Consider the following 25,107-nt stretch of genomic DNA (forward strand, 5'->3'; position numbering starts at 1 on the left):
ATTTTTTAAATGCAAATTACTTGCAATTAAAAAGTGGGGCTGATAGAAGCGAACTTATTGGAGGAGTGTTCACGAATGAAAACGATGAAGGTTTTAGTATCTCTTTTGATTTTGACGGGAGCTTATCAGGCTCACGCTCAAAATATTCTGCAAAACATCCAGACGTCAGCGGCTATTGATATCACCGCGCCCTTTGACTTCGAGCACTCGGAAGAAAACAAACTCGATATTCGCTCGGCAGAGTTGTTGTTCTTTGGTCCTCTTGATCCGACGTTTGATGCGACTTTGAATTTCGCGGCTCACAATGAAGATGGTGAATTCAAAGCGGAAGTTCACGAAGCTTATCTAAGTTCCAGCAAATTGATTCCGTCGTCTCGTTTTAAAGTCGGAAAATTCTTTTTGGGCGTAGGTCGTTTAAATCAGTTTCATCAACATGATTGGGCTTTCATTTCCGCTCCCCGTGTTCAAGCGGAGTTTTTAGGTGATGAAGGTGTCGCCGATTCCGGAGCGGAGTTTTCAACTCTTCTTCCGTCGGATTCTTATTGGGATATCACCGTGGGTGTGACGAATGGTTACACTTTTGGTGAGCATTCAGAAACTCCAGCGGAAAAACCGCGTGTGCCGACTCATTATATTCATCCTGTGAACTTTATCGATTTCGGCGACAGCGGCGCGCTTCAATGGGGCGCGAATTATTTGGGAAGAACTGATGCGCACGGAGTGCAAACTCAGCTTTATGGTTTGGATTTTGTCTTTAAGAAAATGGAAGGCAAGATTCTCAATTTTCTTTTGCAATCTGAAATCTGGTATCGCAATCAGAGCGCCTCAGGCCTGGCGACTTCAGAGGATTTGGGAGCTTATGTTTATCCACAGTTCTCTTTAACAGAGCAGCTTTATGCGGGTCTTCGTATTGATTTATTCACGGAACTTGCGAGAAAATCGGAGGCGGATGGATCTAAGCAAGATAATTTCAATTATGGTTTAGTTCCGACACTGACATACAAGCACAGTGAATTCACTTTGTTCCGCTTGGCTTATGGCTATGATGTGCAAACGTATCAAGGTGAATCCGATACTGTTCATCAGAAAATTGAATTGCAACTTGTTTCTATCCTGGGCGCGCATCCTGCGCACTCCTTCTAGAGGTGACGTATGAATAAATTTATTTTTTCAATGCTTCTTTTGGTTTCTGTATCGGCATTTGCAAAAATCAAGGTCGTTGCAACACAGCCGGATATCGCTGAAGTCGTTCAAGCTATCGGTGGCGATCAAGTCGAAGTCCAAACTCTTTTAAAAGGATCGGAAGATCCGCACTATGCGGAAGCTCGTCCTGATTTTATTTTAAAGGTGAACCGTGCTGATGTGGTTTGTTCCGTAGGACTTGATTTGGAAATCGGATGGTTGCCAAAAGTTTTAAGCAAATCTGGAAACGAAAAAGTTCAAGAAGGCGGGCCTGGATTCTGCGCTCTTGGAAAAAGTGTGAAAGCTTTGGAAGTTCCAACGGGTGTGATTGATCGTTCTTTGGGCGATGTGCATCCCCACGGAAATCCTCATTTCGTTTTATCTCCGGAGAAATTAGCGGAAGGCGGAGCGGAAGTGGTGCGCGTGTTGTCGCTGGTTTTGCCTGCAAAAAGCTCTGAGTTCGAGAAAAATTATGATGCATTCAAAAAGAAGATGACGGAGCTTCACGATCGTTTGGCGAAGACCGTAAAGAAAGTGAAAGTTATGGAATACCATAAAGAATTCACTTACTTCTTTAATGCCTACGGATTGGAATCGCTAGGTTCTTTGGAAGAAAAACCGGGAATGCCACCTTCTGCGGCTCGCATTGCTCAAGTGGCTAAGATGGCAAAGGACAATAAAGTGGCCGTGCTGTTCGCGACCCCGTCGGCTCCTCATAAAACTTTGGAGCGCTTTCATGAGCTTTCAGGAATTCCTGTGGTGACTGTTCCTTCTTATGTTCAGAGCAGCGGCAGCACAGATGCAAAGAACATTGAAGCCTTACAAAACTTGTTAGTAAAATCCATTCCATGAGTCAAATTCTTGAAGTTCAAAACTTAAGAGCCAAAAGCCGTGAGGGAAAGTATCTCTCCCCTGCTGTGAATTTTGAACTTCTTGCAGGAGAAGTGCTTTTCTTGCGCGGTGAAAATGGCGCGGGCAAAAGCACTTTGCTGAAAACTCTTTTGGGCCTTCACAAATATTACGAAGGTAAATTTCATTTTCTGATTCCTGAATCTGATATTCAATATTTGCCTCAACTAGGAAACCTGCATTTTCATTTGCCGCTGACTTTAAAAGACATGTTGTCTTCTTCCGCTGATGTTCCTGCCTCTTTGATTAAAGGAATTGATCTTGATAAAAAATGGAATACTGCGAGCGGCGGAGAACGTCAGAAAATTTTATTGGCGGCGACTTTGGGAAAAAAACCTCGTTTGCTTGTGCTTGATGAACCTTTTAATCATGTCGACAAAGAATCGATTCAAGTTTTAGAAGATGCTTTAGGTCAGTTTTTAAAAGATCACCCGGAAAGTTCTTTAGTTTTAGTTTCTCACCGCGCCTTTATTCAAGATTGGGCCAAAGTTCGTTTTCTGGAGATCCGATGAGTTCGTTCTTTGAGCTTTTACAGATTTATCGTTGGTCTTTACCTGCCAGTGTCTTGATGGCCAGTGTCCTTGCGATGATTGGTTCGCAGTGGACGGCTCGCGAAAAAAGCGCCCAGATTTTTGTTTTAGGCCAAGGCTCTTCCTTGGGAATTGTTTTGGGATTGGCGATCAATATTTGGCTGGGTACGGATTATCACGGCTTGAATCTTTTAATTGGTCTCTCCTTAGGGTGGTTAACACTCTTGTTGTCGGATCTTTTGATTGAAACTCGAGCCGACCGTAATCATATTTATCTGACGCTTTTTGTTTTCTTTTTGTCTCTCACTTATCTTTTGACGTCCTTAACTCCCGCCTTGGAATCGCACATGGCTTCATCTTATTTCGGTGACGTGGCCGTGATGAGTGATAGCGGAGCCCAGGCGTGTCTGGTTATGGGCCTTCTTTTTGGTGGATTTGTTCTATTGAACTGGCGTGCTCTGTCTATGATTTCTTATCAGCTTGTCAATCACAGCTGGATTCATCGCAGCGGAAAAAATCGTCTTTTTGATATTGGGACATTGTTACTGACTACGATGGCCATTCAGAGCATGGGTTATCTTTTTACGATCGGTTCTCTTTTTATCGGAACAAGCTTTGCGGCTCATCGCAGTAAAAATCTGCGGTCTTATACGAAGCGAATTCTAGTGATTTCCTTTGTGGGAAGCCTTTTGGGGTTTGTCGTGTCATTGTTATCCACGACCTTACCCACAGTGCCTTGTGTTCTGATTGGACAGATGTTGATTGGATTATTAACTTACACGAAGAAATAGTGGAAAGAAGGCTGAGCTTCTTTCTTTTGTCCATCGACGTTAAAAAGACAGATCACTTCGGTGCGCACGCCTTTTTTAACATTAAAGACAGTTAAATCCGCATTCTCAATAATCTGATGAAGTCCACGACCAGCGCCGCCTTTATTGGAGTTCATGCTGCCCGCTTGACCGCTATAACAACTAATCAAGTAATCCACGATGATGTTTTTAGTTAAAGAGCCAAATGGATCTTTAACGGAAACTGCGAGTAACACGCCATCACTCGCGTAGCGAAGCTGAGATTGTTGATGAGTATCAAGCTGGATTTCTTCTTTACGGGAAATATGATTGAAGATGGATTTCCCTTGAGAGTCCACCGGTGCATCATAAATCGCGTTCATCAGCATTTCTTCAACAACGGTATTCACACGATCTAAAACCGTGCTGCGAATTCCCATCTTTTTGAAATAGGTATAAAGTTCTTCGCGCAATTCCTCACGCTGAGCCGAATGAGAAACCGTTTTACTTTGAACTTCGACTCCCCACGTAAGATATTTCTCAATACCAAAGAGGTCTTTATTCAAAAGCTTGCTTAGCGCTGTTAAGACGTAGCGAATGGTGGCGTTTTTGTCTTCGGCATCACGAGAGATGATGTGATCGACAAAGCGGTTGCGCTCCAGGATTTGTAAATTCCCTTGCACGTCTTTGCTTGTTAGAAGAACGGCGTAGGGAGACAGCTTATTATCCTGCACGGACTTAAGCACATCGACACACGCTTCTTCGCAAAGAACAATGTCATATTGATTTTCTTTTAAAAAGGCCTGGCCCATTTCGGAATCATTGGCGATATCCAGTTGAACACCGGTGCCACCCAAGGCCATGCGGATAGGAAGTTGCTGTTTTTTATCCGGCTCAACCAGAAGAACTTTTCCGCCGCCGCTTTTTTCGATAGCGCTTTGAGCCTCGTGCAGTTCACGATTGAGAATTTCGAAAAGACGAGCCTTTTCGTTCGTGCGCATCAATCGCTCTGTCAAAATGAAACAGTAGATTTGAAAAAGCAAAGCTTGAAAACGATCTTTGTCCTTCGGATGAACGTGCGCAAAATCTTCCGAACGAATAACGAAACATTCAACAGGCGTCAGGGCTTTCACCGTGGTCGACGTGAGGTTTGAAGTGATCACACTCATTTCACCAAAGACTTCGCCCGGTGTTTCGAGAGTTGCAATCACTTCACCCGCTAAAGAAACTTCCACTTTTCCAGATCGCAAGAAAAACAGAGAGCTATTCTTTTTTCCCTCTTGAAGAATAAAGCTGTCGGTAGGAAATGATTCGGTATGAATCATCGCGGATGCTTGCAGGAGCAAGTCCTCACTGAAAGACTTGAAAAAAGAAAACGCTTTAATTTCCTTGGCGATTTCAACTGGATGCAACTTCATATAGTTTCAATTATGTAATTAGTTATAAGGCCTTGACCAGAATCGTCTTGAATATTTTGGGGAATAAAAGAAAATTAAGTCTATCGTCGGTATGGAGGTTCTTTGTACCCGGTTATCCATGTTTCTCCGTTTTTAGAAATTCCCACTTACTATTTAGTTTTAAGTGTGACGATTTCTTTGGGACTTATCTGGCTTGTCCGCAGAGCAAAACGCTTTCAACTTTCTACCAAAGTAGCCCTAGACCTAAGTCTTATCGTTATGGTGACGGGATTTATCGGTGGTCGACTCTTTCATGTGTTTTATGAAGACTTTGAATACTATCGCCAAGATCTTTGGCGCATTCTGCATTTTTGGAACGGCGGATTTGTATTCTATGGCGGCGCGGTTTTGGCCGGTGTCTTTGCTTTGATGTACTTGTGCTCCAAAGTTGGAAAATCGGTAGATGCCTATTTGGATCTTTTTGCTCCGGTCCTTTCTTTTTCATATGCTGCCGGAAGATCTGCTTGTCTGCTTGCGGGCTGTTGTTACGGGAGATATTGCGACCTACCGTGGGCCATTGACGGCAGACATCCGACGCAAGCTTATGCTGTTCTTTGGGAGCTAGGCGTTTTATTTATTTTGCTTGGAATAGAAAAAGTTCCTCGTGCAAAACGCAAACCTGCCGTTTTGCAAAAAGATGGAAGCGTTTTCTTTTTATGGATGATTCTTCATGCGGCGGGAAGACTTTTGATGGAAAACTTCCGCGATGATTTTCGTGGACCGACTTTAGGTCTTTCCATTTCAAGCTGGATCAGCATCTGTCTTATCTTGCTGGGATTTTATTTACTCTTTAGGAAACCAACAGCCCGGAGCTCTGCAGGAGCTTCCTAATTGGCAAAAGGCTCCGCTTTTAAAAGTATCTAACCGGCATTGATCTGACGGATATCTATTGCGAAGAAGTTCTGTCGCTTCTTTTTCTGCAACACTCAAACTGACTGGAACGTATTCACGATAAGAATATTTTTGCAGAAAACGCGACATTTCTAAGCCTGCCTGCAGAGTTCTTGCGCAAGTGATATTTTCTTTGCAGATAGAAGCGACTTCCGAATCAATACTAGAAATTAGTTCCGGATATTTGTTCAAAAAAGACGGTAGACACTGAGATGCCGCGAAAAAATCAGACTGTCCTTCGCTTGAAGACCACTCGACTCCCTGAATTGTTTGGCGAGGTTCACCTCCCAAAATGTGTCCTAGCTCATGACAAAGAATTGCTGCCAAAGCTCCCGGAGTTGCTCCCGGTGCTCGCGCCATTCCTCCCCACAAAGAGATCTGCATCGCATCTGAATTCTTTTTTGCAAAAGCACCAAAGTAGGGATTTTCCCACTCTATAGCGACATACAAAGGCAAACCCGTTTCAGTGACAACTCTGTTATAGTTGTGAGCGATGAATCGACCGAGCACGCTGACATAGTCTTGTTGAGAAATAGAAGAGACATTGCTAGAGCCCACAGGAAGATAAAAATATCCTTCAATACTTTCTTGCGCATTGACCTGGCTCCCCGTTTTACCTTTCAGCAAAACCTTCGGTGATTGCACCATTCCCATCAGGAACCCGAGAAGCAGAGTAGCTAGAATATATGGAAGAACTTTTTTTAAAGACATAGCGAGCGGCAAGTTATCACACTTCGCTCGATATTAATACCTCGTGAAAGAAATTTAAGAATGAGAGCCCACGTCTCATTTTGAGACTGACGCAAAATGTCCCCTCTTTCCATAGTTTAGACAGTCGTTATTCCGTCAGCTCATCTTTAGCGAATTCTTGGGAACACTCGGCGATGGCATGACTCATGTATTGCAGATTAACTGAAGAAGTTTATCGAGACGAGAGAGGTTGATATGAAGAAGCTAATGGCATCATTTCTGGCGATTTATTCCGCCTTGTTGATGGTCAGTTGCGCGAAAGACAGTGGTGACGGTCAAACTATCGTCACTCCTCCAGTTATCACTTGCCCACCGGGTCAGGTGCAAAGCGGAACTGTTTGTGTTAACGGCACAGGCGTTATTCCTAATAACGGCGTTGTTCGCTACTACGACTACAACAGATATTTCTTTAATAGCTATTATGGCGTCAGCACGCAAAATGGCGACATGCAAATCGTAAATACAGGAGCTTTTAAAGAGTTCTTGAAACAAGCGATGGCGGTTTGTGATAGAAATATTTGGGGTTGGGAAGCCGGCCTTGCTGATTGCAACAACTGGGTTTCAGGATCTTTCCAGATCGAATTCAGTATTGATTCTTCATTGAAACCCGCTGTTTCTTTCACAGCTTACCCTGCTCCCAACTGGTATCAATATACATTGAGTGTTGGTATCAACGGTGGCGGTATGGCTTTCAATCCGCTTTACTTGAACCAAAACAATACGTTCAGTTTAATTAACAACAGTCAGGGTTTCGAAATCAGAGCCCAAGGTTCTTACTGGAATGGTGGCGGATTGAAATTGATCCAAATCCAAGTTCTTAAAGGAACTTTGAAAGACGGTTATTTCACATACGATCTTTATTTCCCGTATAACAACGTGGCGACAAAGATTGCGACTGGAAAATTCAAACGTCGCTAAGCTCCGCGTCTTGCACTCGGTGCAAGAGTTAGTAAAAATTCAAGTATGACCGAACCTCAAAAAGCTCGACAGGTCAAATGCCCACAGTGTGGGCGTTTGACTTTGTACACAGTAGAAAATCCTTTCCGACCTTTCTGTTCTGAGAGATGTCGACTCATCGATTTGGGTGAGTGGGCCAGCGAGTCTTACCGTATTCCCACCTCGGGCTCTTCAAGTGATTCTTTAAGTTCTTCTGACGATGACTATGATGATTCATCGGAGAACGAACATTAGTTCCTTTGAAAAGCGCACTCAGAGACGTTTTCACATTTTGCTATTGACGAAATTTAGTTTTTGAATTTTGATTGGCATGTCATTGGATGACGAAGAGTTATCATCAAGATTTTAATTACAACGAGAAGACACACAAAAGTGTCTGAAAGAGGAGTTCACATGAACAAAGCACAACTCATCGAAAAAATCGCAGCTGAAACAAAAGTTTCTAAAGCTCAAGCTGAAGCAATCCTTGATTGCGCAGTAGAAAACATCAAAAAGTCTGTTAAAAAAGGCGACGATGTTAAACTTGTTGGTTTCGGTACATTCACAAAAGCTAAGCGTAAAGCTCGCACTGGTCGCAATCCACAAACTGGTAAAGCGATCAAAATCCCAGCTGCTTGGGCTCCAAAATTCCGCGCTGGCGCAGAATTCAAATCAATGGTTAAGTAATCGTTTTTTACGATTAAAAAACCTAAAAGGCGTTCCGCATGGAGCGCCTTTTTTATTTGTAAGCGCAAGACCTTCTTGTCCTTCCTTTTTACCTTTCCTGGTAGTAGCCTTTTGTTATGGCTCAGTTTACGAAAAAAATTAAAAGAATCGGTGTCTATACTAGCGGTGGCGATGCACCTGGAATGAATGCAGCTATTCGTGCTGTGGTTCGTGTCGGAATTGCACAAAATTTAGAAGTTTACGGCGTGCTTAATGGTTACGTCGGAATGATTGAAAACAAAATTCAGCCTTTGCAACTTCGTGATATGGCGAACATCATTCAGCGCGGGGGAACAATTCTGAAAACGGGCCGCTCGACGGATTTTATGAAAACGGAAGGCCGCGCCAAAGCAGCACAGCATCTGAAAGATGCCGAAATTGATGCTTTGGTGTGTATCGGTGGTGATGGTTCCTTTAGAGGTGCTCATGCATTGTGGGAAGAACATCAAATTCCTGTGGTGGGAGTTCCCGGCACGATTGATAACGATATTTATGGCAGTGATAAAACGATCGGTTTCGACACAGCAGTAAATACCGCTCTTGAAGCCATTGATAGAATTCGTGATACGGCTGCTTCGCATGATCGTCTTTTTATCGTTGAAGTGATGGGAAGAAACTCGGGATTCATTGCTTCTCACGTGGGTCTTGCTGGTGGCGCTGAAGAAATTTTTACTCCAGATGGCAATACGACTGTGGAAAAGGCTCTTGATCATATCAAAGACGGTATTTCTAGAGGGAAAACCAGCAGTATTCTTGTGACCGCTGAAGGACAAAAGCCTGGCCGCGCGTATGATCTTGCTGATGCCATTCGCAAAAAATCCGGTATGGACGCTAAAGTTTGCATCTTGGGACATCAACAGCGCGGAGGTTCTCCGACAGCGGCGGATCGTATTTTAGCGAGCCGCATGGGTGCTGCGGCTGTCGATGCTCTTCTTAAAGGTTATTGTGACGTGATGATCGGTACTGAAGGCGAACGCCTGATCCAAGTGCCTCTGGATTTAGTCACGAAGCACGAGAAGAAATCCCAATTGGATTTGATTTCTTTGGCGAATATTCTTGCCACTTAAGACTTCATCTTGAATTCTAAAGCATATTCCATTCAAGTTTGCAGAAATGAGGTTCTATGAAACGCCTACTTTTAGCTTTGGTTCTTGTCTTGCCATTGCTTTCCGGATGTACAAAAAAAGAAAACGAAATCGTTATCGGTGAATATGATTCTTTGACTGGAAGTGATGCTACTTTCGGATTGAGTTCAAATAAAGGTGTCCGCTTGGCCCTAGATGAGATCAATGCCGCTGGCGGAGTGAAAGGCAAAAAAATCAGCCTTGTTACTCTAGATGACCAAGGGAAAAACGAAGAAGCAGCAGCAGCGACAACTCGCCTGATCACGCAAAACAAAGTCGTTGCGATTATCGGCGGTGTTGCTAGTGGCCGTTCTAAAGCGGCTGCTCCGATTGCACAAACTCACAAAGTTCCTTTTGTCTCTCCGGCATCGACAAATCCGGATGTGACTAAAGTGGGTGATTATGTTTTCCGCGTCTGCTTTATCGATCCATTCCAAGGTTATGTAATGGCGAAATTCGCGACGGAAAATTTGAAAATGAAAAAAGCGGCGATCCTTCGCGACGTGAAAAATGACTACAGCGTGGGCCTTGCCGACGTGTTTGCTGCTGAGTTTAAAAAACGTGGTGGTGAAATCGTGGCGGATCTAAGTTATCAAGCGGGCGATATCGATTTCAAAGCGCAATTAACACAAATCCGCTCTAAAAACCCTGAGGGCATCTATGTCCCCGGTTATTACACGGAAGTCGGATTGATTGCTCAACAAGCGCGCCAATTAGGTATAAAAGTGCCGCTCATGGGCGGAGACGGTTGGGATAGCGATAAACTTTCTGAGATCGGTAAAGAGGCCATCAACGGCAATTACTACTCAAATCACTACACGACGGAATCTTCAGACCCGGCGGTGACTGAGTTTATTAAGAAATTTAAAGCAAAGTACAACGAGACTCCTGACGCTTTGGCCGCCTTGGCTTATGATGCCGCAAAAATCTTGGTTGCAGCTATGGAGCGCGCTCCTGACTTGTCAGGCAAAGCCATTCGTGATGAACTAGCTAAGACGAAAGATTTCGGCGGAGTGACTGGAAAAATCACTTTGAATGAGAATCGCGACGCCGTGAAAAGTGCCGTGATCATTCAAGTGGACGGTAGCAACCGCAAGTACATCACGACGATCACTCCATAAGGATGGTGCATGCAGGATTTCATTCAACACATTATCAACGGTATCAGTCTTGGATCTATTTACGCACTGATCGCCCTTGGATACACGATGGTGTATGGAATCCTGAAAATGATCAACTTCGCCCACTCCGATGTTTACATGGTGGGCGCCTTTGCCGCCTACTATGTCGCCCGCTTCTTTGGAATTGATGCAAGTCCTGGCATCGCGACTCTAATCACTCTTCTTGTTGTCTCGATGGTTTGTTGCAGTCTCTTGGGACTGGCTATTGAACGCTTGGCTTATCGCCCTCTTCGTAATGCACCTAAATTAAACGTTCTTATCACGGCTATCGGCGTGAGCCTTTTCCTGGAATATGCGGGACAAGTTGTTTTCGGCGCTGATCCTAAAGTTTTTCCTGAAGTGATGAAGGACATGGTTTTGTTCAACATTGGTGATGTGGAATTAAAATCTTTTGATGTCACGGTTCTGATCGTGAGTGTTCTTGCGATGCTGGGACTTCAGTTTCTTATTTTTAAAACCAAATTGGGTCGCGCGATGCGTGCAGTGAGCGCGAATGCCTCTGTCGCAAGTCTTTTAGGCGTGAATCCAGATCGCATTATTGCATTTACATTTATCGTTGGTTCTTCTTTGGCCGGCGTCGGCAGTGTTCTTGTCGGAATGAAGTATCCCAAAATTGATCCTTTGATGGGAATGATGATTGGTCTTAAAGCGTTCGTCGCAGCCGTTCTTGGTGGAATCGGCAATGTCGGCGGTGCGGTTTTAGGAGCACTGATCATGGGACTTTCCGAAGAGATGGTCGTTGCTTATCTTTCCAGTACGTACCGCGATGCTTTGGCGTTCGGTATTTTGATTGTGATCTTGATCTTTAAACCTGCAGGCCTTCTTGGTAAATACACAGTGGAGAAAGTCTAATGAAGTTTATTAAGTCTCCACTGATTGCTATTGCGGCCTTATCCCTTCTGGGTCTGGTCTTTGATTTCAGCGTCAATGCTTACTTCCAATTGATTTTGCTTTTTGCTTTGGTGAACTGTCTTCTTTCAATGAGTTTGAATCTTGTTAACGGATACACGGGACAGTTCTCTTTAGGACACGCGGGATTTATGGCGATCGGCGCTTACTTCTCTGCTTACGCAAACACACACTGGGATCTTTTGCCTCCGTCTCTGCAAGCCGTTGAGTTTTTTATTTGGGCAGGTTGTGCGGGACTTGTCGCGGCAGGTGCCGGATTCCTGGTGGGCCTTCCTTCTCTTCGTCTTAAAGGTGATTACTTAGCGATTGTGACTTTGGGCTTTGGCGAGATCATTCGTGTGGCGTTGTTAAATATGGATTTCTTAGGCGGCCCTCGCGGTTACTCGAATATTCCTGGATTTAGTTCTTTCTTGTTTTCATTCATTTTTGCTTCTTTGTGGCTTGTGATTTGTTTCTTCACTATTTGGCGTGTGATGCATTCCACTTATGGCCGCGGATTTTTAAGTGTTCGCGAAGATGAAATCGCGGCGGAGGCCATGGGTATTAATACCACTCGTATGAAAGTGCGCGCGTTTGTTCTTTCCAGTTTCTTTGCAGGTGTTGCGGGTTCTTTATTCTCTCATTTTACAAACTTCATCAGTCCTTCCTCTTTCACGTTTCTGCAAAGCGTGAATGCCGTAATCATGGTCGTACTGGGTGGCATGGGTTCAATGACGGGCTCCGTGGTAGCTGCGGTCTTTATCACGGTCTTGCCGGAAGCTTTACGTCCTTTGCAAGAGATCACAGGCGTGGATCTGCGTATGGTGATTTATTCTTTGTCTTTAGTTCTTGTGATGATTTTACGTCCTAAGGGCCTTTTCGGTGATCTTGAGATCACTGATGTTTGGAGAAAATATGTCCGACGTTCTGCTTGAAGCTCGCAAGATCACCATGCAGTTCGGCGGTCTTAAAGCCGTCGACTCTTTGGAATTCCAAATTAAAAAAGGTCAGCTTGCCGGACTCATCGGTCCCAATGGTGCGGGAAAAACAACGGTGTTTAATATGCTTACGGGCGTATATTCACCAACTCACGGTGAAGTGGCTTTAGAGAGGAAATCTTTAAAAGGACTTAAGCCTTATGAAATTTCCCACCGTGGTGTGACTCGTACGTTTCAGAACATTCGTCTTTTTAAAGGCCTCACTGTTTTAGACAATGTCTTGGTCGCAGGTCATCAGCATATGCACTACGGTCTTTTTGATACGCTTTTGCAAACCCCTCGTTTTAGAAAAGCTGAAAGTGATTTACAAGACAAAGCTATGAGTCTTCTTAAGATCTTTCACCTGGATGAAAAGGCTCATAAACCTGCGAGTGCCTTGCCTTATGGTGAGCAAAGAAAATTGGAAATCGTGCGAGCGTTGGCCACCGATCCAAAAATTATCTTGCTTGATGAACCGGCTGCGGGAATGAATCACTCTGAAACTCATCACTTGATGGAAACGATTGCAAAGATTCGTGAGCAGTTCAAACTGACTGTTTTGTTGATTGAGCACGATATGAAACTCGTCATGGGTATTTGTGAAAATATCATTGTTCTTGATCACGGAGTGAAAATCGAAGAAGGAACTCCGCAGAAAGTGCAAAGCTCCCAAAAAGTAATTGAAGCCTATCTGGGCGTCGAGGAGAAAGAATGAGTTCTCCATTATTGATTGTTGAAAATCTCGAAGTTTTTTATGGCTCGATTCAAGCTTTAAAAGGAATCAGCTTTTCTGTGGATGAAGGCGAAGTGGTTTCGTTGATCGGTGCGAATGGCGCTGGCAAAACGACGACTTTGCGTGCGATCTCAGGTCTGGTTCCTAACTCAGGACAGATTTCTTTTAACGGACAAAATCTGAATGTAGTGCCGACGTTTAAACGTGTTGGATTGGGTCTTGCGCAGTCTCCAGAGGGCCGTGGCGTTTTCCCGCAAATGAGTGTTTATGAGAACCTTGAAATGGGGGCTTATTCCCGCTCGGACAAAACTAATATCAAAAAAGATCTTGAGATGTGTTTTGAGCTTTTCCCTCGCTTAAAAGAGCGGATGTCGCAAATGGCGGGAACTCTTTCTGGTGGTGAACAACAGATGCTGGCCATCAGCCGTGCTTTGATGTGCAAACCGAAGATGTTGCTTTTAGATGAACCGTCTTTGGGATTGGCGCCATTAATTGTGGCGCAGATTTTTGAAATCGTGAAAAAGCTGAACAAAGAAGGCATGACCGTTCTTTTGGTTGAACAAAATGCGCGTATGGCTTTAAAGATTTCTCACCGTGCGTATGTTTTGGAGACAGGACGTATCGTCATGCAAGATTCAGCTCAGAATCTTTTAAACAACGACGAAGTTCGTAAGTCTTACTTAGGCGTTTAATCTAAGAACCGGAAATAACAGGAGGGAATGACACTTTGAAAGTCGTTCCCTTATCTAGAACAAATTCATACTGCCAGCGATACAAGTCACAAATCGTTTTCACCCACGCTAGTCCCAAACCAATACCTTTTTGAGTGCGCACGACATTCGCACTTTTATTAAAAGGCGAACCGATGCGCGATAAAACTTCGGCAGGAATGCCCTCCCCAAGGTCTCGGACTTGGAACGATCCTTCATGGAAAGAGATTTCCACTTTGTCTTTGGAATACTTCAAGGCATTGCTAAGAACGTTGTTCAGCAATTGCTCCAAGTGAAGTGGATTGCAAAGAACCTGAAAGTCCGTAGCTTGAGTGATCTGAATACGGTCACCATAGATTTTTTTTAAGTTTACAAGAACGGGAACCAGAAAGCCTTCGATATTCACGACATAAAGGTTTCCGGGAATCTTTTGGGTTGTAAGTTCCGCCCAATCCAGAAAGCTTGAGACCGTCTGAGAAATTTTATCGATGTTGGATTGGACTTCCTGCACCGAAGTTGCATCAACTTTGTATTTCTCTGAAATCACTTCAAAGTCGCGGTTTACAATTGTCAGTGGCGTTTTCAGTTCGTGAGCCATCTGGAAGGTCCAAGACTTCATGAATTTTCGACTGACATTGATTTTTTCAACCATGCCATTGAGAACCTGAATCAAATTGCGGAATTCATCCTGCCGTTGAAAGGGGGCATCCTTTGCATAACGCGATAAAGCGGCTGGAAGCTGTGGAAGTTCCGCGTTGGCTTCGAGGGATTTCGTCACTTGGTTTAAATATTGAGCCAAAGTTTTGATCGGCGAAAAAAGGTAGGCTGACAAGAACCACGTCAAAATAAGAATAACAACTAATATTCCAGAAATCGCCCACATGGTTCTGTTGTTAACATAAGTCAGAGAAATAAAACTGGCGTCCACAATCACGCCGACTTGCAAAGTGCGCGTAGGAAACCGCGGAAGTTTTAAATTCAAAACTCGCACGAAATGCTTGGGTGTCGTGAGCGTAATCCATTTCGGATCTTGCGGAATTTCCATTTCAAGAAGATCCACGTTTTGCGTGGTAAAGAGGATCTCCCCTTCCCGCGTACGGACAATAAAGAATTTTCCTAAACGATCTGGACCCAGCTCCTCTGAGATGATTTGGTCGGCCTCTTCGTCATCGTAAGTTTTAAGTTCGGAAAGTTTGGATTCAATAATGGACGTCGCCGTTTGACGAATTTGGTCGTCAAGAAACGACAGACGTTCCGTTCGAAAATAAGTTAGGAGAATGCCCGCAACGGAAACCGTTGTCGCAATAAGAACCAGCAAAGAGATAAAGAAGAACTTACGTCTCAAGCCAGTACCCCACATTGCGCATGTTTTTAATGGCAACGGATGCAGAACTTGCTTCTAATTTGCGACGAAGATTGTTGATGGTCGCCTCAACAACCTTAGATTCAATTTCGCTGGAAGACTGCCAGATTTCCTCTAAAAGAATTTCTCTGGGAAAAATTTTTCCAGGATTGGAACTGAACATATAAAGAAGTTGAAACTCTTTTTGAGACAAAGCCAAAGACGTGCTTTGAACTTTAGCCAAGCGTTCTTCCTTATTAAGGATGAGATTTCCCACCTGCAGAGTTGCGCGTTCATCGTAAAGACTTTTTCGACGCGTGAGTGCGTTGATACGCGCGAGCAACTCCACCGCAGAAAAAGGTTTAGCCAGGTAATCGTCTGCCCCTGCATCCAACGCCAGAGCTTTTTCAGACGCAGTATCAATCGCAGACACAATCAGCAAACGGGAATCCGCAAAGGCCGTTTTGAGATTTGGAATCAAACTGATGGAGTCAACTCCGTTGAGAATACGGTCCAAAATGATCACGTGAGGATAAAAGCTTTTCGCTTTGAGAATGTGCTGCAAAGACTCGACAGAGGTCGCAGATTTGACACTGTGCCCATTAGACTCCGCTAAGATGGAGATCTTTTTTAGGATTTCAGGCTCGTCATCGATTATTAGCAGCTTCATTGCGCTAAAGATGGCATCTCTTTTTGAAAAAATAAATCTCAATCTTGGAATCTTTTGAAGTTAAAAGAATTTTTAACTCCGAAAGTTGCTGGTGTCAGCCATAAAAGTATCCTTAGAAACACGAATAAACTTTTAAAGGAGTAAATATGCGTTTATCAGCTATTCTTGTTGTTGCTTTGATGGTTACTGGTCAAGTTTCTATGGCGGCAGGCAAATCAGAAGCAAAAAAATTCCAAAAAATGTGCAGAGAAGAAAATCCAGGCGCTTCTAAAGCAGACGTTAAAAAATGCGTAAAAGAAAAAATCAAAGAAGCTAAAGCAGCAAAATAGTTTCTAGACTTCGTCTCTGGTTTCAAGACTCGACATTCTTTGCCAGCTCGAGGATTTTAAAGCTCCAAGTATCTTAGACTTGGAGCTTTTTTTTATTTACCGCCCGTCATCACAATACATAACGCCCGGAGGAAGAATCTTCCAACGGCACTTCATTCCCCCGGCGGCAATCAACTCTGTCTCGATACGAGCGGAAGACTCTTCACCTTCAAGAGTGAACTCACGCACATCATCCACAAAAAACTGATCCTGAATCGACTCCGTAGTAAACGGAATCACCTTAGCGCCAACCACGCGCCCACCACTCACTAAAGAGAACTTAAGCTCAAGCTTCGTGTTCACATTGGGATTCCGAGAATAATGAACATCATACTTAGAATTAAGAATACGGATAAAAATCAAAGACTCGCGAGAAGAAAGATCAATCATCGCTCCTTGAATCATGGGAATCTCCACGCCATTTTCAATAAGTGACAACTTCACATCAACATCCCCACGCAAAGCGCGTTTATTGATACGAAGATCATACCCATAATCCAAACCCGTCGTAGTATAAGAGTAATAAGGAAAATCACTCTTAGAAGCACAAGGCTCCATACAAGATTTATCTTTAGCCTGAGCCAACGCGGAAGTAGCAGAAAACGACAACATCAAAAGCCCCAGAAGAGCCACAGCTTTGAATTTCATAAAAAAGTTCCTTTGTTAATTTCATCAATCAAAACAAAGGGTGCAGATATCATTCCCAGAATGGGATCTTGAAGGACTTTCTGAAATTACCAAACGCACTTTGGTAATCATTGAGAAGACTCATTTATAAAGACACTGGCGCACATTAAAAATTCATCCAGAAAACGCACAAAGAAAATCATTCGCCTAACTTTTAAACCAACTGACAAAATATGAAAGGTGCAACGAGCGTCGTGGGTTTTGTTGGCGGAGGGAGTGTGGCAGTTCTGCGCAGTCAGACCTCCGCGCCGACACGAAGTCGTACCAAAGCGCGGCGAGGCAGGATGCCGTGTCTGGCGGAGCGGAACTGCCACACTCCCTCCGCCAACAAAACCGCACCGATACTATCGATTGAAACCTAAGACATCTTCTGCAAGAGGACTTCAAACTCAGTCCCATGCCCATCTTTAACAGGACTTCGTACAGAGACCTTCCCATCATGGGCTTCAACCACAGCTTTCACAAAAGTAAGGCCCAACCCCATGCCATATTCAGAACGACTCTTATCACTGCGATAAAGTTTCTGCCAAATCATGGCATGCTCATCCGGCGAAATCCCCGGCCCCGAATCGGTCACACGCACAATCACATTCTCTGTTTGATTGATCGTCTCAATGGTCACTTCTCCGCCTGACGGCGTGTACTTATGCGCGTTATCCAAAAGATTCGCAATCACACGACTGATAAGTCTGGCATCGACAAGAGCCCAATCATGACTATCAAGTTTTTGGATGACCTTAATATCTTTTTCTTCAAAAGCCATTTCATAAAGACTCATGATCTCTTTAACGATTTCAGAAATATATTTTTTTTCAAGTTTCAACTTTTTACTGCGATTTTCCGCTTCGGTGATATCTGTTAAGACTTGCAGGAAGTTCAGAATCTTGTCGGAGTTTTCATAGCAACTTTGCAAAGCTTCTCTGTAAGACTCAACATCCCCTTCACTTGTTAAAGCCAACTCGGCACGTCCGCGAAGTCTCGTAACCGGCGTACGAATATCATGAGCCAAGTGATCGAAGGCTTCTTTAAGTCCGCCAACAAGTCCCTCGATTTTATCGAGCATCTTGTTGCAAAGAACTTTAAGTTCTTCGAGTTCATCGTCACTGCCACCGACAGGAACACGTGTTGAAAGAGAACCGCTTTCGATTTTCTTCATCGAGGTGATCAGCTCACGCACAGGACTGAGAGTTTTGTTGGAAAGGAACAATCCTCCCAAGAATCCAATCAAGGCTACCGGCAAGAGGAGCCACCAGAATATTTTTTGTAAATTTCTTAACTGGAGGTTCAAACCCTCAGTACTTTTTGCGACGACGACACGATTGCCGTCTTTCAGAATACGCCCGATGAAAATAACGGCGTCACTGCCATGAAGTTCCGGCATTGAGAAATCAAAGCTGTGAGCTCTTTGCCCCAACACTTCAATACGGAGCGACTCCGTATCAACTTTGAAATTAGGAAATGGTTCATGAAAGAATAAAACTTCACCACGCGGTGAAATCACCGAAACTAATAGAGCAGCATCACGATCGTAGTTCGGAATATAAGCAAAATAATCCTGAAAGTCTTGCAGACCTCGGATCTCAATGCGATTGCGGTACTCTTCGACTTTGGCTTCAAGAACAACACGCTCCTGATTTTGTAGAGCGTGACTTATTTGAAAATAAAGAAAACTGAAGATAACTGTTGAGCTGAGGATCAGCACTAAAGAGTACGCTAAGGTCAATTTAGTGCTGATTCGGAAAAGCGTCGGTTTAAGACGACTTAAGAACATATCCTACACCTCTGACTGTATAGATAAGTCGTGTAGGGAAATCTTTCTCTAACTTGTTGCGCAGACGACATACTAATACGTCTACCACGTTTGTTTGAGGATCGAAATCATAATTCCAAACTTCTTTAAGAATAGTTTGTTTGCCGATGATCTTATTCGGATTGCTCATGAATAAATCCAACAAAACAAATTCTCTTTCTTGAAGATCCAACTTGCGACCCGCACGAACCACTTCACGATTCAAACGGTTCAACTTCAAGTCTTGGAAAACCAATGAAGTAACTTCTGACGCCTTTTGCGCGCGCTTCAAAAGATTCTTCACGCGAATTTGAAGTTCAGCCATCGCAAAAGGTTTTGTGAGATAATCATCTCCACCCATGCTTAGACCTTTCAATCGGTCATCAAGTTCACGAAGTGCGCTGAGGATAAGAATCGGAGTGTTAACTTCTTTTTCGCGAAGAGACTTTGCAAACGTGTAACCGTCCATCTCTGGAAGCATCAAATCCAAAACGATGATATCGTAATGGTTAGTTAATGCACGCTCGTACGCGCGACGACCGTTTGATTCAACTTCGACTTCACCTTCTAGTTCGCCGAGGCCTTGTTTAACGATTGTTGCAATTTCGTTATCGTCTTCAACTACCAAGCATCTCATTTAGAGTCACCTTTGTTACGTTCATGTTATTTGTGAGGCTAGGATATATCAGATTTGTTTCTAAACAAAAGGTGCAAATTTCATAAATGGGCCTAAACAGGCCATTATTACACAGTTTTAATCGACTCCCTCTTGGGCATTGCAGAATTGAAACCTGTTTCGCTCTGAAACACAGTTGCAAAAAATAAAAAAACAGGCTCCTGGTCAGGGAGCCTGTGACATGGTCTTTATAGGTCTAGTTAGCTAGGATTATCTCTTAAGTTGGATAACCTCGTTCAAAAGTTCATCCGTTGTCGTGATTGTCTTCGCGTTGGCTTGGAAACCACGTTGGTTTTGGATCATGTTTACGAATTCTGTCGCTAAGTCTACTGTAGATCTCTCAAGAGATTTCGCGAACAACTTACCGCGACCAGCAGCGCCCGGTCCACCCAAAGAAGCAGTTCCAGAATCTCTAGATTCTTTCAAACGGTTGTTACCAACTTTGAAAAGAGCTTCTGGGTTTTCGAACTTCGCAAGAGCGATCTGAGCCAAGTCAGAAGCTTGTCCGTTCGAGTAAACCGCCGTCAAAATACCTTCGTCATTGAACGACAAACCAGTGATCGTACCGGCTGCCGCACCGTCTTGATGCCAAGAGATAAGGTCTGAGTTTTTACCGTACTGTTTCGTACCGTCCAAACCTTTACCACCGTCTTTAATCGCATCACCGAAGTTCAATTTAACTTCTTGTCCTTGAAGAGCACCGCCCTTGAAGTTGAAGCTCGACTCTGTTGTCTCTTGGCTGTCAAGTTTACCATCCACTGTGAATGTCAACTTACCGGCACACACTTGAGACATCATGCCTTCGTCACCGCCAGTGATCTCTTTACCGTCAACAAGGCCTTTGAATTCCCACTCACGGTCAGCCACTTTATTGAAGAAGAAGCTTACCAAGTGTTTGTTACCTTGAGAGTCGTACATCTCAACACCTGTAGAGTAGTGAGAAGTCGAATATGGATCTTTGATATCGAATTTCTTAGTCGCTTCCATGCGCGAGTCTAAGTTCAGATCCAATTTCAATTCTTTAGTCGCTTTCGCTGGGATCAAGGCGCGAGGGAATTTAATATCCGTCATTTTGTTAACGATATTGCCCTTCTCGTCTGTTGAGAAACCTTGAACTTTTTGATTGTCGTTAGTTACTAGGTAACCTTCACGGTCAAAGTGGAAAGAACCGTCACGAGTGTAAGACTCGCCATCAGAACCTTTTACTTTGAAGTAACCGTCACCAGAGATCGCCAAGTCAGTTACTTTTTCTGTGGCGTCGATATTACCTTGAGTCAAGATAGGATTTACTGCACCGATCTTCACACCGCGACCGATTTGGTTACCACCAAGAATACCTTTTAAGTTTTTAGAAATGATATCTTGGAATTCTGCACGGCTCGCTTTGAAACCGACAGTGTTCGCGTTGGCGATGTTGTCACCGATAACACCCAAAGCTTCGCCTTGAGCAGTCATACCAGACACACCTGTGTAAAGAGATGAAAGAATACCCATGTGACCTCCATGTCGTTGGCGTCTTCAATCGGAATCCGCCGTTTGGAGGGCCTCCTCTACGAGGACCAGCCCTAATTCTTTTATTTAATTTTTCTAACCAAAGTTAACTAAGCCCATCCACTCTGCTAACTTTTCTTTGCGTTTAGATAACTACCGTTGAGTCGATGTTCGTGAACACATTTTCTTTCAATGCATTCTTGTCCATCACAGTCACAACTGTGTTGTTCTTCACGCTGACGATCAGTGCGGAGTCATTCATTAACACTAATGAATCCTTCGAACCTTTCGCCGCCGCTCTCGAAATCGCGTCTTGCAGCTTCGTGATATCCTCAGGTGAATAACTTATTCCCCGAGTCTTCATCCGCTCAATCGCGTGATTCGAAAACTTCACTCCTTCAGCGGCCTTGGCGAGGCCCGGATTTCCCTGAATCATGTTCTGAGGCTTCATGCCTCCGACATTACTCAGAGTCTCCTTGAAGGAGGGTCCCGTGCCCAGATCCGGTTGTTTCACCTTCGCTGGTTGCTGCGGAACGAGTTGATCTAGAGTTTGTATCTTTTTTAAGTCCACCATTTTATTTCGCCGTCTCCTTAGCGATCTTCTCCATCATGTCGCGGGATAAACCCACTGTGTTGAGGATATTAGATTTTGCCGCAGGAGCCGGAGATGGTGAAGCCTTTTGTTGCTCTACATTCCCCTCTTTTACAGTTTGTCCTTTAGCATCATCCTTTTTCAAGTCTAGGTTTGTAACATCATTTACTTTCTGGTCGTTGTTCATAAGACGAGGGTCCGTAATCTTTTTCACGTCAGAGAAGCGAATCGCCTGATTTCCAACGTGAAGAACAGGGCCTTCACTCGAGTAACTCACGCCCGTGATGATTCCATCGAAGTCCGTCTTCAACGCAATCTTCTTTCCGTCTGCGCCTTTTGCTTCTGCCATGAATTGATATTCACCAGGAGCTGCTTTCATCGCTCTGTCATCTTCACCGTTCCAAGTGAGTTTGTTTTCACCCTTCTTGAGACCTTTCAGATTGTAAGTGCGAACAACAGTTCCCTCTGAGTCACGAACTTTCACCGTCACTTCACTTGCTTCCATCGGCAAGTTGAATTTGAAATCGTGATCTTTATCCGTCGGTCCACGCACCACTTTTGAAGAATCACCCGCAACGGCTTTACCGATCAAGTTCAACGCTTGGAAATTTTCAGAAGGTTTTTGTCCGTTCTTCATTTCTTCCAATGTCTTGTTCATGTTCTGCATTTGCTCGAGTGATGAGAAGTTCGCAAGCTGGGCTGCCATCTCATGGCTCTTCAATGGATTCGTTGGATCTTGGTTTTTCATTTGCGCAAGCATCAGCTTAAAGAAAGCATCTTTATCCAAATTTGGATTTCCCACCGTGCGAACTTTTTTTGATGGATCTGTCCAGTTTGGATCGACAATTTTATTTAAGACGTCGCCGACGTTTTCACCGCCGACTTTTTCTTTATCTTGAGCACTGATATTGGATGCGCCTGCATTCTCAGGTTTCGTCGTTGTCGCCCCGAATGCATTCACTCCTAGTTTGGTACTCATGACTGTCATGCTTTACTCCTTCTAAGTTAAGCAACTAAATTTAATCCGCTCCCCTTGCCTTCAACATTGCGTGCACGTGCTGTGCTCGATGTTTCGATGGGTTGCAAAGGATCGCGACCACGATTTCCATAACCTTTTAAGTTTGGCATTTCCAAGAAAGATTCTTTACGTCCTTGTGAACCGAAGTTTTCATTAAACTGGTTCCAGAATTGACGAGTTTGATCCCTCTGGTTTTGGCCATTCATATTGGTTTGGTTTTGTGTCGCCGTATCCGCAGATGCTGAGTTCACAACATCCACCTTCACATTTTCCATCGAGAGCTTGTGAGCAGCAAGACTGGTTTTCAGTTCAGCTAGACTAGACTCAATCGTCTTCTTCGCTTCCTGAGTATCCGCCGACATCTGCAAGTTCACTTTGCCGTCTTGAAGCATCACTTTGAGGTGAATCGTTCCCATGCCCTCAGGGGTCATTTGAACTTTCATCTCACCGCCACCTTTTTTAATCAGGTATTGCGCTTGATTCATGAGTTGTTTCACGGCCGCTTCGTTTTCTGCAGGATTTGCCGGAGCTGTCGGAGCCGCTGCCGCCATAGGAGCTGCCGCGTTCAATCCCAGAGTTTCACCTTTGATAGGTGCTCCGTGAATGCCCTCAAGCCCTGTCAGACTGCTTTTGAAGTCTGCGGCTTTTTCCACAAGCTTCGTCGCTGCTTCCTTACCGCCCGTCATCAATTTTGCCGCAGACTCTTGCGAGTTTTGCTGCATGAAAGATTGACCTTGCGATTGATTTTGGAAGAACTCTTGGCTCGCTTTGTTTTGGACATTCGGAATTTGTCCTTGCATTGCGATCGGGGCTCTTTCCAATTTCGGAGCTTGCGCTGCCTGTTGGAATTCATCCATCAGTTCTGGAGTCTCTTCACTGCCTGCCTCTTGCGCTTGCTTTGCTTGAGCCGCTTGTTTTGCTGCTAAAGCGGCGAGCAATGCCGGAGACATCGCCTCTTTCATTTGCCCTTGCAAATGCGGAGGCAACTCTTCAAGCTTCGGTCCTTGCGCCGCTGCCGGAGGAGTTTGTGGCATTTCCGTTTCAGGAACTTCCATTGGCATTTCATCTTGAGCGATGTCTGCCATCGAAGAAGAATCATCCATCATCATTCTTTGTGCTAACGACGCATCCAACGAAGGCATTCCACCAGTGGGAGCCATCTGCGGTTCTTGTCTCATCCAAAAACTTTTATTCAAGCGATCGACAGAAGCACCCATGGCATCTTGTTTGCCTTGAGCCGCCGCAATACGCGCTTGCATATGTTGTTGAGACATACCCGCACCCACAGTCATTTCTGACGCAGGTTTTGGTTGTTGCTGTTGTGGCATTTGGTTCAATTGAGTTAGCAAAGCCACATACATCGCTTGCGCTTTGTCTGCGTCTTCATCACTCAAACCTAATTGCTCAATAACAGCATTCGCTGTTGTTTCGGGAGATTGGGCGAGTTGTTTGTCGTCCAGCTGGGCCATCGCCTCCACAAGTCGTGTGGGGGATATTTCGAATTCACTCTCGAAAGAGTCCATGAATTCCTGAATTGCCTTCTGTCGAACCGTCGCCTTTTTACTAATCTTCCCGTCGGGTTTGCTGACCTCTTCCGTCTTCTTCGCTTCTGCTTGCTGAGGCTTTGGATCATCTTGATCTTTGGGCTTCATCTCGCGTTGCGGTGAATCTTTCACTTCTTTCGGGTTCTTCGAAGTTATTTTGTCTTCGAGAGCCTTTCCGAATGAAGATTCGGAGCCGGAACCTTTGAAATCCTTATCCACCGTTTTATCCGGCGGCGATTTCAAATCGGTCGCACCCACCATGGGAGGGCCGACTATACTTTGTAACAAACCTTCCTCCTTCCTTGGAAAAAGTTTTATTTCTTATTCGCCAATTACTTTGTAGAAGCGGGCGAACGTCGCTTATAGCCAGCAAACATCTCAGATAACACCTGAGCCTTTTCTGGCTTTAATAAATTCATAATATCAGCAGCATTCTTCTTTTTCATACGACCAAGTATTTCAACTGCCAAATCCTCGTCCATCGTCTCAAAGACTTTAGCCGCTTGTGGTGGCTTCATATTCGAGTACATCTGTACCAAGGTATCGACTTTCTGGTCATCAGCCTTGACGCGATCTTCGAGCATCGAAGAAATTTTCGTTCTCATTTCTTCAAGCTCTTTCAAACGTTTTTCAAGATCCACTTTTTGAACTTGCAGTTCACTCTCCATGCGATTGAGTTCTTCTTCACGCGCATCGAGTTCTTTTTTTCTTTCGTTGAGTTTTTTAAGGTGATCAATTTCTGCAGAACTCATTGTCGCTGGAGCTTCCGCCGCGGCTTCTGCATTGACTTGCTCTTGTGCTGCAGGAGCCGGTGCTGGCTTTTCCGGATTTTGCGCAACAGCTTCACCTGTCATTTGAATTTCTACACGCTTAATAAGATTTTCTACTTCGTCGTGATTCTGAAATCCCCACACCGCAACAAGAAGTCCCATAAAAGAAACGCCCACCATTTTCCACGGCACAGAAGCTTTTTTTCTTTTTTTAGGAGCGCTCATTTTCATGCGGCGGCGGATTTGTTGTTCAACGTCTTCAGAGGCAAGATCAAGATGCAAACGCGTTGCTGAAGGATTTTTCTTAAACTTCACGCCGCCTTGTTGATCGGCGACCTTGCGTGCATTCTGAAAAAATTGATCATATCCGCTTTTCAT

General features: G+C 44.3%; 27 protein-coding genes. 15 read left to right on the top strand and 12 right to left on the bottom strand.

Annotated elements, in window-relative coordinates:
* Positions 1–75 precede the first annotated feature (75 nt).
* Genes ACLSSO_RS16055 through ACLSSO_RS16070 form a run of 4 tightly spaced genes read left to right on the top strand, consistent with a single transcriptional unit; the run spans position 76 to position 3,412 of the window.
* The gene (locus ACLSSO_RS16055) at positions 76–1,143 is read left to right on the top strand and encodes a hypothetical protein (RefSeq protein ID WP_413943412.1); all 1,068 of its coding nucleotides are present in this window, start codon (positions 76–78) and stop codon (positions 1,141–1,143) included.
* A 9-nt stretch (positions 1,144–1,152) separates the two neighbouring features.
* On the top strand, positions 1,153–2,034 hold the full coding sequence (locus ACLSSO_RS16060) for a metal ABC transporter substrate-binding protein (RefSeq protein ID WP_413943413.1): 882 nt from the start codon (positions 1,153–1,155) through the stop codon (positions 2,032–2,034).
* A complete protein-coding gene (locus ACLSSO_RS16065) occupies positions 2,031–2,603 on the top strand; it encodes an ATP-binding cassette domain-containing protein (RefSeq protein ID WP_295899294.1) in 573 nt (190 codons plus the stop codon). Before ACLSSO_RS16060 ends, ACLSSO_RS16065 begins: the two co-directional genes overlap by 4 nt.
* A complete protein-coding gene (locus tag ACLSSO_RS16070; protein WP_413943414.1) occupies positions 2,600–3,412 on the top strand; it encodes a metal ABC transporter permease in 813 nt (270 codons plus the stop codon). Before ACLSSO_RS16065 ends, ACLSSO_RS16070 begins: the two co-directional genes overlap by 4 nt.
* Here ACLSSO_RS16070 and ACLSSO_RS16075 read toward each other — a convergent pair.
* Positions 3,397–4,827, bottom strand: coding sequence for a cyclic nucleotide-binding domain-containing protein (locus ACLSSO_RS16075; protein ID WP_413943415.1), 1,431 nt, complete (start codon positions 4,825–4,827; stop codon positions 3,397–3,399). The genes ACLSSO_RS16070 and ACLSSO_RS16075 overlap by 16 nt on opposite strands.
* Before the next feature lie 102 nt (positions 4,828–4,929).
* Here ACLSSO_RS16075 and ACLSSO_RS16080 point away from each other — a divergent pair, with 102 nt between their 5' ends.
* Entirely contained in the window at positions 4,930–5,697 is a 768-nt protein-coding gene (locus tag ACLSSO_RS16080) for a prolipoprotein diacylglyceryl transferase (RefSeq protein ID WP_413943416.1), read from the top strand.
* Here ACLSSO_RS16080 and ACLSSO_RS16085 read toward each other — a convergent pair.
* Positions 5,650–6,468, bottom strand: a complete 819-nt coding sequence (locus ACLSSO_RS16085; RefSeq protein ID WP_413943417.1) for a hypothetical protein — start codon at positions 6,466–6,468, stop codon at positions 5,650–5,652. The two genes, ACLSSO_RS16080 and ACLSSO_RS16085, sit on opposite strands and share 48 nt — an antisense overlap.
* Before the next feature lie 234 nt (positions 6,469–6,702).
* On the opposite strand from ACLSSO_RS16085, the gene ACLSSO_RS16090 reads away from it, so the two are divergent.
* The 9 genes from ACLSSO_RS16090 (at position 6,703) to ACLSSO_RS16130 (ending at position 13,764) form a co-directional block, all read left to right on the top strand.
* Positions 6,703–7,425 (top strand): hypothetical protein, encoded by a 723-nt coding sequence (locus ACLSSO_RS16090; protein ID WP_295905921.1) that lies wholly within the window; start codon positions 6,703–6,705, stop codon positions 7,423–7,425.
* A 45-nt stretch (positions 7,426–7,470) separates the two neighbouring features.
* Complete coding sequence (locus tag ACLSSO_RS16095) at positions 7,471–7,698, top strand: DNA gyrase inhibitor YacG (RefSeq protein ID WP_295905920.1); 228 nt, start codon at positions 7,471–7,473, stop codon at positions 7,696–7,698.
* 159 nt (positions 7,699–7,857) lie between these two features.
* Positions 7,858–8,130 carry an HU family DNA-binding protein gene (locus ACLSSO_RS16100; RefSeq protein ID WP_295905919.1) on the top strand — a complete coding sequence of 91 codons (273 nt, stop codon included), beginning with the start codon at positions 7,858–7,860 and terminating at the stop codon, positions 8,128–8,130.
* A gap of 116 nt (positions 8,131–8,246) precedes the next feature.
* Positions 8,247–9,236, top strand: coding sequence for a 6-phosphofructokinase (gene pfkA / locus ACLSSO_RS16105; protein WP_295905918.1), 990 nt, complete (start codon positions 8,247–8,249; stop codon positions 9,234–9,236).
* 56 nt (positions 9,237–9,292) lie between these two features.
* Positions 9,293–10,414: an ABC transporter substrate-binding protein gene (locus tag ACLSSO_RS16110; protein ID WP_295905917.1), complete on the top strand. Its 1,122-nt coding sequence runs from the start codon at positions 9,293–9,295 to the stop codon at positions 10,412–10,414.
* 9 nt (positions 10,415–10,423) lie between these two features.
* Positions 10,424–11,326 (top strand): branched-chain amino acid ABC transporter permease, encoded by a 903-nt coding sequence (locus ACLSSO_RS16115; RefSeq protein WP_295905916.1) that lies wholly within the window; start codon positions 10,424–10,426, stop codon positions 11,324–11,326.
* Complete coding sequence (locus ACLSSO_RS16120) at positions 11,326–12,297, top strand: branched-chain amino acid ABC transporter permease (RefSeq protein ID WP_295905915.1); 972 nt, start codon at positions 11,326–11,328, stop codon at positions 12,295–12,297. Before ACLSSO_RS16115 ends, ACLSSO_RS16120 begins: the two co-directional genes overlap by 1 nt.
* Complete coding sequence (locus ACLSSO_RS16125; protein WP_413943418.1) at positions 12,278–13,054, top strand: ABC transporter ATP-binding protein; 777 nt, start codon at positions 12,278–12,280, stop codon at positions 13,052–13,054. Before ACLSSO_RS16120 ends, ACLSSO_RS16125 begins: the two co-directional genes overlap by 20 nt.
* Entirely contained in the window at positions 13,051–13,764 is a 714-nt protein-coding gene (locus ACLSSO_RS16130; protein WP_295906081.1) for an ABC transporter ATP-binding protein, read from the top strand. Before ACLSSO_RS16125 ends, ACLSSO_RS16130 begins: the two co-directional genes overlap by 4 nt.
* A gap of 1 nt (position 13,765) precedes the next feature.
* Here the strand turns inward: ACLSSO_RS16130 and ACLSSO_RS16135 are convergent, their stop codons facing one another.
* The gene (locus ACLSSO_RS16135; RefSeq protein WP_413943419.1) at positions 13,766–15,127 is read right to left on the bottom strand and encodes an ATP-binding protein; all 1,362 of its coding nucleotides are present in this window, start codon (positions 15,125–15,127) and stop codon (positions 13,766–13,768) included.
* Positions 15,117–15,794 (bottom strand): response regulator transcription factor, encoded by a 678-nt coding sequence (locus ACLSSO_RS16140; protein ID WP_413943420.1) that lies wholly within the window; start codon positions 15,792–15,794, stop codon positions 15,117–15,119. Before ACLSSO_RS16140 ends, ACLSSO_RS16135 begins: the two co-directional genes overlap by 11 nt.
* A 146-nt stretch (positions 15,795–15,940) precedes the next feature.
* On the opposite strand from ACLSSO_RS16140, the gene ACLSSO_RS16145 reads away from it, so the two are divergent.
* Positions 15,941–16,123 carry a hypothetical protein gene (locus tag ACLSSO_RS16145; protein ID WP_413943421.1) on the top strand — a complete coding sequence of 61 codons (183 nt, stop codon included), beginning with the start codon at positions 15,941–15,943 and terminating at the stop codon, positions 16,121–16,123.
* A 96-nt stretch (positions 16,124–16,219) separates the two neighbouring features.
* On the opposite strand, the gene ACLSSO_RS16150 is transcribed toward ACLSSO_RS16145, so the two are convergent.
* The 8 genes from ACLSSO_RS16150 to ACLSSO_RS16185 all read right to left on the bottom strand — a co-directional run bounded on the left by ACLSSO_RS16150 (position 16,220) and on the right by ACLSSO_RS16185 (position 25,107).
* Positions 16,220–16,810 (bottom strand): hypothetical protein, encoded by a 591-nt coding sequence (locus tag ACLSSO_RS16150; protein WP_413943422.1) that lies wholly within the window; start codon positions 16,808–16,810, stop codon positions 16,220–16,222.
* Positions 16,811–17,207: 397 nt separating this feature from the next.
* Positions 17,208–18,620, bottom strand: a complete 1,413-nt coding sequence (locus ACLSSO_RS16155; RefSeq protein ID WP_413943423.1) for an ATP-binding protein — start codon at positions 18,618–18,620, stop codon at positions 17,208–17,210.
* Positions 18,601–19,275, bottom strand: a complete 675-nt coding sequence (locus ACLSSO_RS16160; protein ID WP_295905896.1) for a response regulator transcription factor — start codon at positions 19,273–19,275, stop codon at positions 18,601–18,603. Before ACLSSO_RS16160 ends, ACLSSO_RS16155 begins: the two co-directional genes overlap by 20 nt.
* A gap of 249 nt (positions 19,276–19,524) precedes the next feature.
* Positions 19,525–20,808, bottom strand: a complete 1,284-nt coding sequence (locus ACLSSO_RS16165; RefSeq protein ID WP_295905897.1) for a flagellar hook protein FlgE — start codon at positions 20,806–20,808, stop codon at positions 19,525–19,527.
* A gap of 142 nt (positions 20,809–20,950) precedes the next feature.
* Positions 20,951–21,379: a TIGR02530 family flagellar biosynthesis protein gene (locus ACLSSO_RS16170; RefSeq protein WP_295905898.1), complete on the bottom strand. Its 429-nt coding sequence runs from the start codon at positions 21,377–21,379 to the stop codon at positions 20,951–20,953.
* 1 nt (position 21,380) lies between these two features.
* On the bottom strand, positions 21,381–22,385 hold the full coding sequence (locus ACLSSO_RS16175; RefSeq protein ID WP_295905899.1) for a flagellar hook assembly protein FlgD: 1,005 nt from the start codon (positions 22,383–22,385) through the stop codon (positions 21,381–21,383).
* 17 nt (positions 22,386–22,402) lie between these two features.
* The gene (locus ACLSSO_RS16180) at positions 22,403–24,247 is read right to left on the bottom strand and encodes a flagellar hook-length control protein FliK (RefSeq protein WP_413943424.1); all 1,845 of its coding nucleotides are present in this window, start codon (positions 24,245–24,247) and stop codon (positions 22,403–22,405) included.
* A gap of 44 nt (positions 24,248–24,291) precedes the next feature.
* Complete coding sequence (locus ACLSSO_RS16185; protein WP_295906143.1) at positions 24,292–25,107, bottom strand: MotE family protein; 816 nt, start codon at positions 25,105–25,107, stop codon at positions 24,292–24,294.

It is taken from the genome of Bdellovibrio sp. HCB-162 (genome assembly GCF_047344985.1).
GTDB lineage: Bacteria > Bdellovibrionota > Bdellovibrionia > Bdellovibrionales > Bdellovibrionaceae > Bdellovibrio.

Bases quoted from the DNA above. Each gene is read 5' to 3' on its own strand.
- ACLSSO_RS16090 (WP_295905921.1), top strand. From the start codon at position 6,703: ATGAAGAAGCTAATGGCATCATTTCTGGCGATTTATTCCGCCTTGTTG.
- ACLSSO_RS16185 (WP_295906143.1), bottom strand. From the start codon at position 25,107: ATGAAAAGCGGATATGATCAATTTTTTCAGAATGCACGCAAGGTCGCC.
- ACLSSO_RS16070 (WP_413943414.1), top strand. From the start codon at position 2,600: ATGAGTTCGTTCTTTGAGCTTTTACAGATTTATCGTTGGTCTTTACCT.
- ACLSSO_RS16120 (WP_295905915.1), top strand. From the start codon at position 11,326: ATGAAGTTTATTAAGTCTCCACTGATTGCTATTGCGGCCTTATCCCTT.
- ACLSSO_RS16160 (WP_295905896.1), bottom strand. From the start codon at position 19,275: ATGAGATGCTTGGTAGTTGAAGACGATAACGAAATTGCAACAATCGTT.
- ACLSSO_RS16085 (WP_413943417.1), bottom strand. From the start codon at position 6,468: ATGTCTTTAAAAAAAGTTCTTCCATATATTCTAGCTACTCTGCTTCTC.
- ACLSSO_RS16150 (WP_413943422.1), bottom strand. From the start codon at position 16,810: ATGAAATTCAAAGCTGTGGCTCTTCTGGGGCTTTTGATGTTGTCGTTT.
- ACLSSO_RS16100 (WP_295905919.1), top strand. From the start codon at position 7,858: ATGAACAAAGCACAACTCATCGAAAAAATCGCAGCTGAAACAAAAGTT.
- pfkA (WP_295905918.1), top strand. From the start codon at position 8,247: ATGGCTCAGTTTACGAAAAAAATTAAAAGAATCGGTGTCTATACTAGC.
- ACLSSO_RS16175 (WP_295905899.1), bottom strand. From the start codon at position 22,385: ATGACAGTCATGAGTACCAAACTAGGAGTGAATGCATTCGGGGCGACA.
- ACLSSO_RS16145 (WP_413943421.1), top strand. From the start codon at position 15,941: ATGCGTTTATCAGCTATTCTTGTTGTTGCTTTGATGGTTACTGGTCAA.
- ACLSSO_RS16075 (WP_413943415.1), bottom strand. From the start codon at position 4,827: ATGAAGTTGCATCCAGTTGAAATCGCCAAGGAAATTAAAGCGTTTTCT.
- ACLSSO_RS16155 (WP_413943423.1), bottom strand. From the start codon at position 18,620: ATGTTCTTAAGTCGTCTTAAACCGACGCTTTTCCGAATCAGCACTAAA.
- ACLSSO_RS16115 (WP_295905916.1), top strand. From the start codon at position 10,424: ATGCAGGATTTCATTCAACACATTATCAACGGTATCAGTCTTGGATCT.
- ACLSSO_RS16065 (WP_295899294.1), top strand. From the start codon at position 2,031: ATGAGTCAAATTCTTGAAGTTCAAAACTTAAGAGCCAAAAGCCGTGAG.
- ACLSSO_RS16060 (WP_413943413.1), top strand. From the start codon at position 1,153: ATGAATAAATTTATTTTTTCAATGCTTCTTTTGGTTTCTGTATCGGCA.
- ACLSSO_RS16095 (WP_295905920.1), top strand. From the start codon at position 7,471: ATGACCGAACCTCAAAAAGCTCGACAGGTCAAATGCCCACAGTGTGGG.
- ACLSSO_RS16130 (WP_295906081.1), top strand. From the start codon at position 13,051: ATGAGTTCTCCATTATTGATTGTTGAAAATCTCGAAGTTTTTTATGGC.
- ACLSSO_RS16140 (WP_413943420.1), bottom strand. From the start codon at position 15,794: ATGAAGCTGCTAATAATCGATGACGAGCCTGAAATCCTAAAAAAGATC.
- ACLSSO_RS16110 (WP_295905917.1), top strand. From the start codon at position 9,293: ATGAAACGCCTACTTTTAGCTTTGGTTCTTGTCTTGCCATTGCTTTCC.
- ACLSSO_RS16125 (WP_413943418.1), top strand. From the start codon at position 12,278: ATGTCCGACGTTCTGCTTGAAGCTCGCAAGATCACCATGCAGTTCGGC.
- ACLSSO_RS16055 (WP_413943412.1), top strand. From the start codon at position 76: ATGAAAACGATGAAGGTTTTAGTATCTCTTTTGATTTTGACGGGAGCT.
- ACLSSO_RS16170 (WP_295905898.1), bottom strand. From the start codon at position 21,379: ATGGTGGACTTAAAAAAGATACAAACTCTAGATCAACTCGTTCCGCAG.
- ACLSSO_RS16165 (WP_295905897.1), bottom strand. From the start codon at position 20,808: ATGGGTATTCTTTCATCTCTTTACACAGGTGTGTCTGGTATGACTGCT.